10 protein-coding genes and 1 pseudogene are annotated in these 16089 nt (G+C 30.1%); all 11 read right to left on the bottom strand.

Annotated elements, in window-relative coordinates; translation table 11 throughout:
- Position 1: 1 nt before the first annotated feature.
- Entirely contained in the window at positions 2–1984 is a 1983-nt protein-coding gene (locus OCU55_RS05770; protein WP_261851350.1) for an McrB family protein, read from the bottom strand.
- A 145-nt stretch (positions 1985–2129) separates the two neighbouring features.
- Positions 2130–4565: a transcriptional repressor LexA gene (gene lexA / locus OCU55_RS05765; RefSeq protein WP_261851349.1), complete on the bottom strand. Its 2436-nt coding sequence runs from the start codon at positions 4563–4565 to the stop codon at positions 2130–2132.
- Positions 4566–4580: 15 nt separating this feature from the next.
- Positions 4581–5648: an HRDC domain-containing protein gene (locus tag OCU55_RS05760; RefSeq protein WP_261851348.1), complete on the bottom strand. Its 1068-nt coding sequence runs from the start codon at positions 5646–5648 to the stop codon at positions 4581–4583.
- Positions 5649–5840: 192 nt separating this feature from the next.
- Positions 5841–6674 carry a hypothetical protein gene (locus OCU55_RS05755; protein ID WP_261851347.1) on the bottom strand — a complete coding sequence of 278 codons (834 nt, stop codon included), beginning with the start codon at positions 6672–6674 and terminating at the stop codon, positions 5841–5843.
- 79 nt (positions 6675–6753) lie between these two features.
- The gene (locus tag OCU55_RS05750; RefSeq protein ID WP_261851346.1) at positions 6754–7308 is read right to left on the bottom strand and encodes a TRM11 family methyltransferase; all 555 of its coding nucleotides are present in this window, start codon (positions 7306–7308) and stop codon (positions 6754–6756) included.
- Positions 7309–7511: 203 nt separating this feature from the next.
- Complete coding sequence (locus OCU55_RS05745; protein ID WP_261851511.1) at positions 7512–7676, bottom strand: transposase domain-containing protein; 165 nt, start codon at positions 7674–7676, stop codon at positions 7512–7514.
- Between the two features lie 81 nt (positions 7677–7757).
- Positions 7758–9084: pseudogene (tnpC, locus tag OCU55_RS05740) on the bottom strand (IS66 family transposase); the annotation flags it as partial.
- Positions 9085–9278: 194 nt separating this feature from the next.
- Positions 9279–9593 (bottom strand): IS66 family insertion sequence element accessory protein TnpB, encoded by a 315-nt coding sequence (gene tnpB, locus OCU55_RS05735; RefSeq protein WP_261851345.1) that lies wholly within the window; start codon positions 9591–9593, stop codon positions 9279–9281.
- Positions 9594–10739: 1146 nt separating this feature from the next.
- Positions 10740–12194 (bottom strand): 5-methylcytosine restriction system specificity protein McrC, encoded by a 1455-nt coding sequence (locus OCU55_RS05730; protein WP_261851344.1) that lies wholly within the window; start codon positions 12192–12194, stop codon positions 10740–10742.
- A 17-nt stretch (positions 12195–12211) separates the two neighbouring features.
- A complete protein-coding gene (locus tag OCU55_RS05725; protein WP_261851343.1) occupies positions 12212–14860 on the bottom strand; it encodes an AAA family ATPase in 2649 nt (882 codons plus the stop codon).
- A gap of 11 nt (positions 14861–14871) precedes the next feature.
- Positions 14872–16089: a DNA cytosine methyltransferase gene (locus OCU55_RS05720; RefSeq protein ID WP_261851342.1), complete on the bottom strand. Its 1218-nt coding sequence runs from the start codon at positions 16087–16089 to the stop codon at positions 14872–14874.

Below are 16089 nucleotides of genomic sequence, written 5' to 3'. Positions count from 1 at the left end.
ATCACCGCCAAAAGGTAAGAATATGCTCTTGATCACAATATTCTTTCATTTTCGCAAATATTGATTTTGATATTTTAGTATCTTTTAATTGTTTTTGCAATAAAACAATTTGTTTATCTTGATCATCATCAATACTTATATTAATTTTAGGTAATACCATACACGAAACTACATAATCGAATAACCTATCATAATCATTTATAATACCGCTTCCAATAATTTGTTCAATTTGATCATCAAATCTATTATTTAAGTATATCTTTAACTTTTTAAGAATTTCCTTAATACTATTTATTCTTTGTAAAAATTCCTCATCTACCTTATATCTATTGATCCCAAAATAATTAGCACTAAGATACAAATTTTTATTATATAATTTTTTGTACTCTTCTTCATTTTCAATTATATCAATTTTAGTATGCTCGCTAAATTTCCCAAGTTCTATAACAAAACTTCTGTCTACTACTTTTGGACTTAAACCTTTTGTTGTTTCATCTTTATTAATAGTTCCAATGAACCTTATATTATTAGGAATTTTCACATTTGAGGTATATCTTCTAAACATATTCCATTGCCATTTTAATTTAAAGTATTCATCAATTTCATTTGAACTAAGCTGTAAAAGAGGCAAATCACTGCTTAAAGCCTTTTCAATATCTATATCACCACTTATGTATTTTTTTATCTTGCCATGTAGTTCTAGTCCTATCTGTTTATAAATATAATCACTATACAAATTTAAAGTTCTTACTTTCGATTGAAGCTTACTTAAAAATTCAGAAAAGTAATATTCTACATGAGCCAAATTCATTTCATCAAGACATATAAGGAATAATCGTTCTGGGTATTTGTTCGCTTCAAGTATTGCATCTAAAAATGGTGTTGCCACATAGGTCTTCTCTACTGGATTATAGAAACCTAGTAAATCCTGATTATCTGTCCAATTGGGCTGTACAGATACCAACCTGTACTCAGCAGATATTGCCTCAGCAAAGCCTTCAACCAAACTAGTTTTTCCTGTTCCAGGTTCTCCACATAAAACTATAATCTGATTTGAACATAAAGCCGAAAAAAGCATTTCAATAATATGCCTATCATAATATAATTTTTTATCTTCCCTTATGCCTAGATACTTTTGAATATATTCAATTTGTTCTAACTTTTCCTTAATATCTACTCTGCCTTCTGTCTCATTCGTATATTTGTCACTGTCCCAGTATAAATTAAAACCAATTTTTTCATATTTCTTTGCTATTGTTTCTATCTGAACAATTGAGTTTTTCTTATCTTCTAATTCTTTATTAATCTCTATTAGTTTATTTTCACGTATTTCATTTAATTGTTTTTCTAGTTTAACTTTTTCCTCACTTAGTAATGAAGTAAATTTTAATATTTCATTTTGCTTTTGCATGATTTCATTATCTAACTTCGATAACTCATTTTGCCTTTTCGATATATCATTAATTACACTATCATTTTTATCTTTGAATAAATTTATTATATCTTCACAAAAAACAACGCTTTTATTTGCATATTCTTTTTTAACTATTTCAGCAAAGGTTAATTCAATATCTTCCTCAATCAATTTATTATATATTTCTTCCAATTCATCTATTATCCTAATGGTTTTCGCATCTGCAATTATAGGACTATTCTTTTCACTATCCTTATCATCAACTTCACGATTATTTCTATTAATATCAAACTTAAAAACTATTTGATCATATTTGTGTATTTTTTCATAAAGTATAGAGTTTTTACCTGGGAAACATATAATTCTTTCAATAATTTTTTCATTAAAGGGATTTCTAATTCCCTCATTATCTAAATTAGTTATATCGTCAATAGTAATGAAACCTCTTTCAGGGCTAATATTTTTTATCCATCCTTTTAAAATCTGCTCTGTTTTCCAAAGTTGATTTAATTCTTTAATTTTAGAACCTTTCTCTAAAGTTTTATACTTCTCATAATCCAGATAGGCCAATTTTTCTCCTCCTCGATAGTATGTTATCTCTCTTTATAACTTTTAAATTTTCTATCATTATGTTAAAGATGTTTATAAGTTTGTTATTTACACTTAAATTATTAATGATTATTTAATCGTTACAAAAGTTTTGTATATTTCTATCTTACTCTCTCTTCAACACTCCCACAGCCACTCCCAATATATTCATCTGCCCTTCACTAACCTGTATAGGCTCATAACTAGGATTTTCCGGCATTAAGAGTATGGTATCTCCCATCTTAACAAATCTTTTCAAAGTAGTGTTTCCGTCTAAGTCCACTGCAGCAATCTCATAATTATTTGCAGTGTTTTGCTGCCTTATAACCACTATATCACCATTACATATATTAGCATTTATCATGCTGTCACCCTTTACCTTAACCATATAGGTATTATTAGAACCTCCTACCCACTTTTGTGGAAGGTAGAATTCTTCTTCTACAGAGGAGTTTATAAGTATTGGATTGCCTGCTGCTATGGAGCTGAAAACATTTATTCTTTTTATCTCGTTTTCAGGGAATATATAGGAGTTATCTATTATGATTTCTTTGATACTATTGCAGTCTCTTGTGAACTTTGAAACCTGATTGTTCTTTAAATCTACATAAGAATATTCTTCTAAGGATGATGGAAGCATTGAGGTTTGGAAACCTTCTATGTCTTCTACTATCTCAAGATTTCTATTGATGATAATTAAATCAACTCCATCAGTTGCTATACCATATTGACATGTTGGTGATGCACTTATATAGCTCTTAAGCTGCTCTAGGCAGTTTACAAGTCCAAAACCTTTTCTTTTTACTTCAACAAATATGTATGGAGTTTTAACGTTGTTTTTATATATGGTCACAGCTACATCAACAAAACCTACCTTGGAAAATAAATTCACCTGCTGCTCTATACTTATTAAATTCAGAGGGTATTTATAGCTTTCCTTTAGCTCATTTATAACCCATTGTCTTATCTTTTCTTCATAAGAATATACATCTTTAACCTTTTCCTTAAAGTTGTAGTTTTCCTGTCTTATATGATAAAAACTTCTCATTAAAGTGTTATCTGAATACTTTAAAAATCTCGGGTCAATATCTAATATGAACTTTGAAGGTGTCCCATCGCATGTTAAGTATAGCCTTTCTGTGGCTCTAGTCATACCAACATACATGAGCTTTCTTTCCCTGGATTCAAGAAGTTCTTCATCATCTATTGTTACACTTCTTAGTGGCATATACTTTGAATTAAGTCCGATTATAATGACAACCTTAAACTCTAACCCCTTAATTGAATGCATGGTTAATAGCTTTATTTTGTCATCTCCAAATTCATAACCATCAGATTTTGACATAAGTTTATTAGGTATTTTCTTATCTTCTAAGAAATTCTTAAACTCACTTATTTGCTCATTTGTCCTTGCTACTATGGCAATATCGCCATAATTATATTTATCCTTAAGATCTGTAAGTAGCTTTACTACATAGTTTTCTTCCTGTTTTTTATCTTCAAAAACTCTAAACACTGGGTAATGTCCCTGTTTATCAAGCAGAGAAGGTTTAACAAAGTTTTCATCTTCAATTATCTGAGTATCCTTTTCTAGTAATGAATAAGCTGCTTCAGCTATCTGTGTTGTGGTTCTATAATTCTTTGAAAGAGAGTTACTTCTTCCTTTTACATCAAAACCAACAGATGCAAAGCTTCTTCCCTTTACAAGCCAGGATTGAGGATATATACTCTGTGCAGTATCTGCCACAAAGGTTATTGAAGAATATTCCTTGTTGCTTATTATATTGTTTAAAAACTCTAACTGAACTCTAGTAAGATCCTGACTCTCATCTACGATTATATGGGCATATTTTTTGTATAAGGATTTCTTAGATTGCTCCAAAGCAAAAAGAGACATGTCATGAAAATCAACTTTATTTTCCGATCTTAAGGATTTGTTGTAGGCTTCCATAACCTTAAAGATTGCAGCTCTTGATTTAGAATTCTTCTGAAGCTTCTGAGGACCATCTGCCTTTTGAGTAGACATTCTTCCAAGTCTATCTGCTTCTTGATATTCTTCTATATGTAAATACTTGCAAGCCTTAATCCAGCCAATCTCCTCCATTATAAAAGGAAGATAATTATGTTCTAAAAACTTAACCTCAACAGCCTCTTTTTTCACTTCTGCCATGGCTTTAATTATATGATTAACTATGTTATTTCTTTTACCTTCAACTTCAAAGTTTAACTTATTTGCCTTACAATACTCCTTAAAATAAGCATACATCAAAGAGTCGATATTCTTTATATCAACCTTTTTATTATCTGACTGGAAAAGAGATAACTGCTCTTCTTCCCTATCCTTTTGAACCTTTTCATATACATATTTTATATAGCTTATAAGGCTCTTATTGTAAGTAACCATAAGAACCTTATCATTATCATCTATACAATAATGCTCCATCAAAAAAGGTATTTTATTAACTGCCACTGTAGTCTTTCCAGAACCAGCTACACCTCTTATTAATGAATGTCCTGCTGGCTTACTTTGCACAAGTTTCTTTTGTTCAACATTAAGCTGCATAATTAATACTCCTCACTAATCATTAATTATCTTTAATATATCTTCGCCGTACTTGTCCACCTTAACTGTACCAAACCCCTTAACCTTTAAAAGTTCTTCCTTAGTTCTAGGCATTGCCTTTAATATTCTATCTAATTCCTCATTGTTAAACACGTAATATGGAGGGATCTTACTGCTTGTAGCAATTGCAGTTCTATAAGTCTTTAATGCATTTGAGATATATTCTATATCAACCTTATTTGAAGGTTCATCAACTGGCACTGTTTTTAAACTAGCTGCTACTTCGCTTTTAGCTTCTTCTGCCTTTTCTGTTTTAGTTATATTAAACTTTGAAGCATAATCAGTTTCTTGGGCAATATTAAGCTGTTTAAATCTTTCAGCTATAACTAAAGTTAACTTTTCATCTATTCCTTGATAAGTTGTCTCTCCAATAATTCCCTTAAGCTTTGTATTTATTAAATCAAACTTAAATACCTTATCTAATATGTCCTCACTACATTCTTTAAAATTCAAGGTAGCCTTAGGATTAGTAAATACAACCATTGAATATATAGGCATATTAACTATATTAAATTCATCTTTAAGAACACTTTTTATGAAAGTCTCAGACTTTCTATTCTGCTCTAAAGGACTATAAATACCTTCCTTATGCCACTTGTCATCTTTTTTCATCCACCTAGAAAAACTTCCTTGTTTGTCTATCTCAATATTACCTTGCATACTCTTAACTTTAACTACACATAAAAATCTATTTGTTAAACATAAAAAATCTATATTAGTTCCTTGATCCTGTACCTTAAGCTTCAAATCATATAATCCATAAAAAGGCACTGATGAATTCTTAAGTTCATAATAAACCTTGCTTAAGCCATCATGAACATACTTTTGAAGATTAAGCTCATTTTCAAGCTTTTTTCTACTATTTTCGTTACTTGTATTATCTAAAAGCCTATTAAGCTCTTTAATTTCATTGCTTTCTATATCAAAATCCTTAAGAAATATTGGCAAACTTATACTCTTCATAAGTTTATCTTCTGAAGTTTCACCAAATAATCCCTTTTTAAGCGAATCAAGAATCCCCATGACGCCCTCCAAATTTAGAAATTTTATTAAATTATAACATATTTATATATAATTTTACAATTAGTGTATGTAAGGTGTGGCATATAAAAAACATTGGCTTTTCGCCAGTGTATAATAACTCCTGGTATTAAATTTAAATTAGTTTAATAACATAAAAAATATAACTTCGTTATATTTACCAAAGTAAAATCCCTACTTGCACTTTGACCAAACTTTGTTATTAAGTTTATATTCCGATATTCCTAACGAACTCTCTCCACCAACATTATCTAAGAAGCTTGCAAAAGCTCTAATTGAATGATACTCAATCTTTACCAGTAATCCAGTATACTTTGGATTTATAACCTCATACTTGAATATATTCCATCCTGGAATTTCTTCTCTATTAGGCTTAACCCTTTTTCCCAAATTATGCGCACTTCCTATGTAAACTTCCTTGTTAATAGTATCAACTAAATAATAAACTACATTCTTAACTTCTTTATGTTTATTGAGGTCAGATATTGGAATCCATGTAGAAGAATAGGATATTATATCTTTTTCTTTATCATTTTTATCTAAATCTAATAAATTCATCTCAATAATCTTCTGAAACAATCTGTCATATTCTGTACCAATTTTAAGAAATGGAGATACTGTTATTAAATTTTCATGTTTAGCCTGAAACTTAACTACTTCTCTATTTATATTATCACTTGTAATATGATACTTTTCAGATTCATTACATGATATTTTTTCTGTCTCAATTGCTAAAAAAGTTTGAATAAATTCCTTTTTTAATTCTTTTGTTAGACCTAACTCATATGTTAACTGATAATACGGCTTACCTTTATTTTTCTTAGAATTTCTATTTTTATATGCTATCTTCCCTTTATATTTCCTATTATTAAACTGAAGTATCAAATCTATTGATTCACCTACATTCATTTTAGAAACATCTAATAATAAATTTATTTCATCATCGGGTATAGTTATCTTCCCACTTTCTAATACTGATTTATCTATCTTCTTATAGTATGAGCCCATTTTATTCCTCCGAAATATTAGATATTACTTAAAATATTTCCTAATTTTCGGATTTTATTCTATTGATTAAGAATATAAACTACTTTTCTTTTTCTGGTATCCACCGAATCATAGGGTTACCTATATAATCCTTATCCCATACAAACCATGCATACGCTACACTTCCTGAGTTCTTAGGTCTTTCTTCCCCCTCTGGATACATTGTTACTCTAGCACAAAATACATATACTACTTTTAACGGAAAAGACGTGAAAAATTCATATCTACTCATGCTTTCTAAAAAACTTAGCCTTAATAATAACGCCATTTTTTTATTATAAATTCTAGAAAAATGTTTTATCACATCATTAATATTAGAATATGGTGGGTTTGTGATAATATTATTAAAAACTTTATTTATACTAAAAATATCTTTTCCTTTTTCTCCATCAATTTGTTCACTATCCCTTATATCTGATGATATTACACCATATCCGTAATCTTTCAATACTTTGCTTATAGCACCTTGTCCACAGCAAGGTTCAAGTATTACACCTTCAAATGCTTCTCGCCTTAATAAACAATCTACTGCCCACTTAGGAGTTTCATAACAATCCCCGGGCTTAACTCTATAATAAATAGCTAATTTGCTCATCACTTTCTCCAAAATATTAATATAATTTAATATATGACTTCAATTATATGTATATCACACAAAAATATAATGTAAGCGTAAAAAGAAAGCCTGCTATTACTTAAATATAATGTAATTGTCAAAACTTTAGCACCTTTAACAATTTCAAAAATAGCATTAAAATATCCCAGTAAGGCAATTTATTAAGCTTCACTGGGATTGATTTATTTCCTATCTTTAATTTTTATATTTTCAGCAACCTTTTCTGACCAAGGCATAAGAGCTTCTAAGCTTTCGCTATCGGATACATTTATCTTTGATAGATTATCAAATAAATAAACTAAATATCTCTCCACAACTAGTTTATTAGCTTTGGCAGTTTCAACAATGCTATAAATATTAGCACTATAAGTGGCACCTTTAGCAGTATTTGCAAAAAGGAAGTTTTTACGACCTATAACGAAAGGCTTAATTGCTCTTTCAGCAGCATTATTGTCAACTTCCAAAGAACCATCTAATAACACATTTTTTAATCCTTGCAAGTGCTTTTTAGCATAATCAAGCGCCTTACCTAACGGACTTCTTGGAAGAGCGTCTTTAATTTCTCTTTCAACATATTCAATAAAGTTATCTAGAATTTTATCTAGATTTTCAGATCTCAACTTAAATTTGATATCATAATAATTTTCATCACTTGAATAAACTTCTCTAAGTTCTTTTTCAAGTTTATAAATTTGCTCGCAATAATTAAATCCTAATATTGCTCTAGAATTTTTTAAGGCATCTTCATCCAAATCAACTATTATATTATGAAAATATCTTCTTATGTGCGCTAAGCAATATATCCGCGTAGCGTTGCTAACGGAGTTATATCCATTATATCCATCAGTTTGAAGGAATCCACTAAATTCTCCAAGAAATTCTTAGGACAAGAGCTAGCTCTAGTGCTCTGATAATCATACAAAATTACAGTCTTTGAATCAGTATTACTCATATATATCCACATGTATTTTTTAGATTTAGAATCCTTGCAGTTGTCATTGATTACTTTTAGAGTTGTTTCATCTGCGTGTATATAATTTCTATTAAGTAATTCGTTTTTCATATGGCTATATATTGGCTCTAGAGCTTCCGCTGCGGACATAGTCCAGTTACAAAGAGTTTGCCTTGAAGAGTAGCCCCCATCATATCAAAGTAACTTTCTTGTCTATATAACGGCATAGCATGCTGATATTTAAGTATAAGAGTATGAGCAATTAACTCATTAGAAGCCATACTATTATAAAATATAGTTTGTGGAGCTAGTGCTGCAACTATGTTGCTTTCACCGGTTTCTTTTTCGCATGCTTTACAAGCGTAGCTGTAAATTACGTGTTCTTCTACTATAAGTTTAGCTGGAACATATTTAATTATTTCTTTTCTTGATTTCACACCTATTTCAACTAATAGTTCTCCACATTCCTTACATCTAAGATCATCTCCGTCAAGTTTATGCTCTATAATAACTCTTTCTAAGTTTGTTAAATTATCTTTCTTGCCTGTATAGGTATTTTTCTTAGCTCTTTTATGTGTTACTTCTTCTAAAGTAGGTTCGTTCATTTTTGAATCACTAAATTTTTCAGCTTCGTTAAAAAGAGATAGTTGGTTTGTATCTAGTTGTTCGCTAGATACTCCAAATATTTTTCTGTTTTTATTTGATATAACACCATTTAGGAATTCTAGCTCATTTTTTAGTTTTCGTATTTCTTCATCTTTTGAGCTTAATTCTTTATCTTTTTCATTAATTTCATTTTCCATCTTTTCAACTTGTTCAATTAATGATTTTGTAGTTTCATCAAGTTCATTTGTCAAAATTTCGTGATTCATAATTACCTCTTTAGCATGTATTTTATATATTAATTATACCACGAAAACCCTTGAAAATAAAGGTTTCCCAAGGGTTTGTCACGATGTGATTTAATAATAATTGCTTTGTTTTATAGGCTTGAACTTTATTTTGTTCTTACTTCATATCCTTTCAAAAGCCATCGTAATTCGTCTATATTTACTTTTAATGCTTCTTCTGCTGTTGCAGGCCATTTGAAGCGATTCGCTTCTAAACGATGATAATATAGCCAAAATCCCTCATCAAAGTGAAGAATCTTTAATTTATCCATCTGCTTATTGCAAAAGACAAACAATGCTTTATCAAAAGGATCCAGCTTAAATTGATTCTTAACTATCATAACCAATCCATCAACACTTTTTCTTAAATCCGTGTAGCCGCAGGCAAGATAGACTTTTTCTACTTTATCTATATTTAACATTTTTCAGCTAATTCGTTGACTATTGAATATATTAAAGCAGTTTCACTAGCAGGAATAACTATATTAGCATTCCCGATAGTAATTTTTATTTCTTTTGAAACTTTTGGCTCTTGCTCTATATTAACTTTCTCAGTTTTTAATGCAACTTCATGAAATGTAGTTATTTAGAATTGGCTTTTTCTAATCTCTTTTTATGATAATAAAATTGACTTTTAGTAAGGTCATTTTCTAGACATAGGTGTCCTCTCATTGATAATCTTTTTCCTTGATTTTATCAATGGGAGGACATGTTATCTAGGTACTTAATTTTTTACGCTTACATTACTTTCTAATAATAGATTTGAAAATAAATCACAAATGTATTTTTGATGAATCACACAAATTATAAAGCCAATTAAAAATCATAATATATGTAGTTTCCATGTAACCTAAAAAGACATGTCAACACCACCATTTAAGAGTATTGACATATCTTTTTAGTTATAAACCTAATTACTTTTCAATAATATTAATGTTTGCAAATCCATACTTCTAATACAAATATGAAAGAATCTACACCTCTAAGTTACTAGCAAGACTTGTTGAGCTTGCTAATAACTTCACTTTTTCTTTCAATCTCCTCCATCTTACGTGATCTCCTAAGAGCTGCCCTAGCAAGGTAACTTTCTTTTATATATTCAGGCAAGTCCATTGGTATTTCATCTCTATCTTCCGATGCAATATCTATCATCCTATCTGTATCTTCATATGATAAACCTATTTCTTCAAGTTTATTAATATTGAGAGGATTCCTTCTTCCTTTTTGAATATCACTCCAATAAGCTGGTGAAAGTTATACTAACTCTGCCGTTCTTCTCAAACTTATTTCTTTTTATTTTGGCTTTTCTACTATGAACTTACCAAACTTATTTGGATTCATACATTTTACCTCCTACTAATATACGAACAACTAAATATATACCTAATTAATTATTGCATGTATGCTACTATGAATACGCTATAACAATAGGGTGTTTTATTTGCTATTATATGAAAATACATTCACATCCTTAATATAAGTAATTTTCCATAAAACAAAAGGTTGTCCAAAATTAGAATCACCTTTAAGAAATTAGGAGGTGACTGGAAGCTAATTCCTTGCTAACATCACGTAAATGAATTATTTTTAATATACTCAGCAACTGTATTATCTGCTTTTTTCATATTAAGTAAAAGCTGATGGTATTTAACTAATCGCTTCTCAGATGAGTTAATCTTGCGAGCATCAAAAATCACCGGAACCTCCTCATCTAATGTTGGTAAAATCAATCCCACATTGTCTGCATTCATCATCATGCTATAAGCCAGTAATTGTAATCTGTCATTTCTTGAATCACCTTTTTTATAGTTTTTGTATTTAACATCAAATACAGCTGTCTTTTCAGTCGATATATCTGTTAAAATAATATCTGGCTTTATTGGTCCGTTTATATATTTACCTGGATTACTCAAATCAGATTCCTCAACAAGCACATCTGTTTTTGAATCAAATTTTTCAATCTGAATTCCTTCTATTGCTTTCTCTTTATACGACTTGACACCATTCTTTTTCAAATATGCTCTTACATATACTTCAAACAACTTTTCCATAGAAATTGCATACGGTACAATGTATCCTGATGTAGTTACCTCTCCATTTGACTCAATAGAAATATCTTTCAAGATCATCTGTGCTAACGTAATTACTGGTTTATAATATGTATAGCATCCAGTAAATCTTAATTCTTTGCAATCTGAAGGTGAACACTTAATATCATCTACTCCCCTGAACATTTTTGAACAATATGAAATCATACTTGCATAATTATTGTCAGACCTTCCTTTCACTCCAAAACAATCAAGAATATATTTTTTTGATTTTTTCAACGCTGCTTTTAAAACCTGATTCTCCAAAATGTTATCTGTATATTGTAAATATCTGCAATAGAATCTATCATTTCGTCCACGCATGGTATTACTTCTGATATTTTTTTCAATAACAATTTTCCCCTTAACCTTACCTGTTAGATTAGCCTCATCTTTTATCATCCTACCCATTAGTGGCTTCTTACATAATGACTTTAATAAAGACAAAAATACAGTTACTGTTATAATGCTATTTTCTTTTGAAATACCATCTTCTACTTTTAGTAGCTTTTCATTTTCAAAGAAATAAAAAATTTCATTTTTATCAACAGCTTCTATTTCCTTATCCTTCTGGGAATTACTTGTTGTTTGAGGCGCTAGATATCGATCAAACTCATCATCTTCTCGTATGTAATTTAGTAATTCTACAATGCCTACATTAAATCTTGGAACGACCTTTAGAATAAGTTCATTTCCTTCGACATCATATAAATCATCATTGTTAATATCTTTAATTCTACATATACCAACATAATTAGATGAATATAGCTTTCGCTGAAAAAAATGTACACCCAGGTTTCGCTTCGAGTCTTCATTTCCTTTAAATAAACTTTCTCTGTCTTTTTCCTGAATGTATTCTCCGAACCCAGCCATTTCAGAATTATCTTTAACCAGATACATTCTTTTACCATCACGCGCTTCTTGCCATCCATACATTTTTCATTCCACCCTTATTAGGAAATCAGTTCTTCAAATATCTTGTCTACTTTTTCTTTTTCTGATGACAAATTAATTTTACCTTTAATGCAGTTTAAAAAGCCTTCAAATCCTGTGTAACTTAACTCAACATCAAATGATATAATTCCATCTTTATAGTATTCTTTTAAAATAGGTATTATTTGGTATTCAAAACGCATTTGTAATTTATTTATGTCATCAACTAAAAAGTAAGTATGTCCTATCTGAACATCTTCTTTACGATATTCAGGATTCAAATAATCTTCGTCAAAAACATTTTTAACCTGATCAAATAATTTGCTCGCTTTTTCATTTAAAGCAATTTGAGCTGCTCCATTCTCTTTTTTATAATCAGCAATTATGGCCTTGTCAGGTAATTGTTCGAAAAACAGGAATCTTCTTCTAATCGCATAGTCTATGCTACCGATAGATTTATCTGCAGTATTCATTGTTCCTATGATATATAAGTTATCTGGCAAACTAATTCTACTATCTTTATTCACTTCATACGGAGTAGCAATCTTCTCTGTTCTATACTCGAGACCATATATCAACTCTCCAAATACCGTTGCTAAATTTGCTCTGTTTATTTCATCTATAATCAAATAGAACTTTGTAGTTTTTTCATGTTTTTTTGCGAGATTCGCAATATTTCCCAAAACTTTATTTACAGTCTGATACACTATTCTATCTGTGCCTTCTTCGGTCGACACTTTGATTCCTCTAATAAAATCCTCATAACCATACGACGGATGAAATTGCACTATATCCCATGCAATTTTAGGAATTCCTTTATCTTCTAATAATTTAGCACAATACTTGTCATCTGATGAATAATCTACTATCTGCATATCTGCAAGTTCTTTATCTGTACAATCATCAGCTACATACTTCAAAAATTCTTTAGCCGAATACGTTTTTGATGTTCCTGGAGGTCCTTGCAAAATCATCTGTTTAATTTCTAATTCTTCCATTACATCACGATATTCTTTATACTGTTTTTTTCCCATTATCTTTCCAACCCCTTCAATGTTTATCTCTGTACCATCGTCAAGAACCAACTTATCTCCAACATTTTTCCACAAAATTTGTAATTCATTTATCATTTCGTGTAGTTTTATATTAGACTTTTCTAATACTTCATTACTTTCTGCTTCTGGGTTATTCTTCTTAATATTTGGGTAAATTTCTTTATTAGCAAGTATAAAATCATTCCACTCTTTTTTTAAATATTCACATATTTTTTGCCTATTTATATCTTGTGGATTAGACAATAAATAATCTTCGTAAAGACCAATCAGAGAATCATAATAATTTTTCAAAACACCAATAAACAATGTATTCATTCCTATTGTAGTTCCAAAAGCTATCGTTGGAAACTTTTCATAATCAAGCCCAATGGTATAATCCTTAACCAGATATTCACCCCATAAATAATATTTTTGTTTTCTAATTTCAACAGTTCCACCTCTATAGAATTTTCTATGTCGTTTGCCATCCATTCTACCTATATGATTATATGCATCTTCATTTGCTACGAAAGCAGCTTGATAAGTTATTCCACCTGATTCCTGATCCTTATAACAGAACTGTCTATTTAAAAGAATTTTGTTTACGATTTTTTCTTGTGGGAGTAATTTTTGCTCGATTAGTCTTCCTAACAACTGATTCATTGGCAATGTAGGAATGTATCTGGAACCTCGTTTTTCAACTTGAACACGTTTTACGTCTTTCACATCATAATCTGTAATTAAAATTTCTTCTTCAACTATATCAGTCTTCTCTATAGATTCATCACATGCATCTTCCAAAAGTTTAATTTCATTTTCTACTTTTTTATCTAATATCCCTTCCGCAACATATTGTTTCAGTAATGGAATAATCTGATGTTTCAAACTTATATAGATATTATCACTAGCAAAGTATCCATGTCCTAACATGTATCTGTTTTGATCATATGTACTGACTCTGTACTGCATATCAAGGTAATTATAAATCAAAGTATGAATTTTATCATACCAAATCACAATATCATTATCACAATCCTCTGTAATATAACTTATATCTGATAATATCTCTCTGGTATAGAATTTTGCTAATAAACCTTTATTTATGGTGATTGCTCCTACTTCCGTTCCATTGTAAGTGCATATGATATACAAATTTGGTGTGACTTCAATGTTTGAATTATAATTCAGGATTAGTTTTTTCACATTACTTTCTGCACCAATAGCATTAATTGTTTCTCCCAATAAATTTGACATATCATTTCTCTGAACATCATCAAATATAACGATATGTCTGATTTCTCTTTTGTTGCGATAGTCCTCACTCGCTGCTCTTATCGTTTCTAACAAAATTTTATCTTTATATTCAAATGCTAACTTTCCATTATCTGTAGATACTTCAATCCCTCCAACAACATCTTCATATGTCACGCTATTATGGCAAGAAATAACACAGCTTTCCACTTCTGATTCTATGCTGGGATCAAATAAATTATATTTACTGTTTTGCAATAGATTCGTTATTTGTTTGGCAATATATGTTTTTCCAACACCACTACTTCCAGATAATAAAATAGACTTTCTCTCAAATAACGCATCTGTTAATTCATTTACTAATGCATTAGATTTACTGTTCATAAAATCCCACCTTATAAATATTGGTCAATAAGTTCACTAACTGCTAAAGCCACATTTTTTGCCAATCTTGGAGGTACAGCGTTTCCAATCATCTGGTATGCATTTCCTCTTGAACTTACAAACTCAAAATCATCATCAAATGATTGTAATCGGGCTGCTTCTCTTACTGTTATTGATCTGCATTGAGTTGAGTCATAATGAATAAATCTGTTTCCATCCTTATATAGATGTGCAATTATAGTTGTACTCGGTAAGTCAGGTTCTAAAACATGATATCTATGTATGGGTGATTTTGAACCGATTTTTTTTTCATATAATTCACTAATTTTCTTACTATCATATTCTCTTCGACCTGTTTCAATATCTTCAGCTAATATCCTGAATGTATCCATATCTCGTAAATTATGATATCTAGGTTGATGCCATGTAATTTTTGTAGTAGGTTCTGAATGCGATTTACGTTTCTTATGGCTTTCTTCATCAAAAAACGGAATACATTTTGGTAAGTCTCCTATAGCTTCTCTAACCGTATATTTTTTTTTGCTTTTGTATTTTGGAAGTATTTCAGAATAGAATTTTTTCAATCTCTCTTGTACATTTTCATATTTTCTTCGGTCAACACCTACAATTATCATACGTTCACGATTTTGTGGAACTCCATAATCGCTTGCATTCACTTTTGCAATTCTGATATCTTCAGCGATTTCATATCCTATTTCATCAAAACCTTTTCTTATAAGATCTGTTATAGGCGTACCATCTGGAGCTGCACTCAATATTCCAGGTACATTTTCAAAAACAAATACTTTAGGTCTATACCTGTCAACAACCTTCAGATAATGTTCGAAAAGATAATTTCTATAGTCATCTTTCATACCATTTTCATCACGTACTCTTCCAGCTACTGAATATGCCTGGCAAGGTGGTCCACCAATTATTATATCAATACCACCTTCTTTATTTACAAAATAATCAAGTCCTTTTCCCTGACCAAATTTAGAATCCTCCCATCCATTGAACAATTCATCTTCCCTCTGAATGTCAAAGTGCATTACTCTTTCTGATGCATCTGATATATGCCATCTTGTTTCCAGTCGGTGTATCAAAGTATCCACTTGTGGTTTTAGCCATTCCACTGCTGCTACATCTTCATATCTACCACTCTGTAGAAAACCATCTTCTAGTCCTCCGCATCCTGCAAATAAATCAATCATTTTAAATTTTTTCAT

Origin of the sequence: Clostridium folliculivorans (assembly GCF_024341905.1) — a bacterium.
GTDB classification, from domain to species: Bacteria; Bacillota; Clostridia; order Clostridiales; family Clostridiaceae; genus Clostridium_AR; species Clostridium_AR folliculivorans.
The sequence above is the reverse complement of the archived record's forward strand: the minus strand, read 5'-3'. Positions and strand labels throughout refer to the sequence as shown.

Excerpts from the sequence above, each read along its gene's own strand:
- OCU55_RS05755 (WP_261851347.1), bottom strand. The coding sequence starts at position 6,674 with ATGGGCTCATACTATAAGAAGATAGATAAATCAGTATTAGAAAGTGGG.
- OCU55_RS05720 (WP_261851342.1), bottom strand. The coding sequence starts at position 16,089 with ATGAAAAAATTTAAAATGATTGATTTATTTGCAGGATGCGGAGGACTA.
- tnpB (WP_261851345.1), bottom strand. The coding sequence starts at position 9,593 with ATGTTAAATATAGATAAAGTAGAAAAAGTCTATCTTGCCTGCGGCTAC.
- lexA (WP_261851349.1), bottom strand. The coding sequence starts at position 4,565 with ATGCAGCTTAATGTTGAACAAAAGAAACTTGTGCAAAGTAAGCCAGCA.
- OCU55_RS05730 (WP_261851344.1), bottom strand. The coding sequence starts at position 12,194 with ATGTATGGATGGCAAGAAGCGCGTGATGGTAAAAGAATGTATCTGGTT.
- OCU55_RS05750 (WP_261851346.1), bottom strand. The coding sequence starts at position 7,308 with ATGAGCAAATTAGCTATTTATTATAGAGTTAAGCCCGGGGATTGTTAT.
- OCU55_RS05725 (WP_261851343.1), bottom strand. The coding sequence starts at position 14,860 with ATGAACAGTAAATCTAATGCATTAGTAAATGAATTAACAGATGCGTTA.
- OCU55_RS05760 (WP_261851348.1), bottom strand. The coding sequence starts at position 5,648 with ATGGGGATTCTTGATTCGCTTAAAAAGGGATTATTTGGTGAAACTTCA.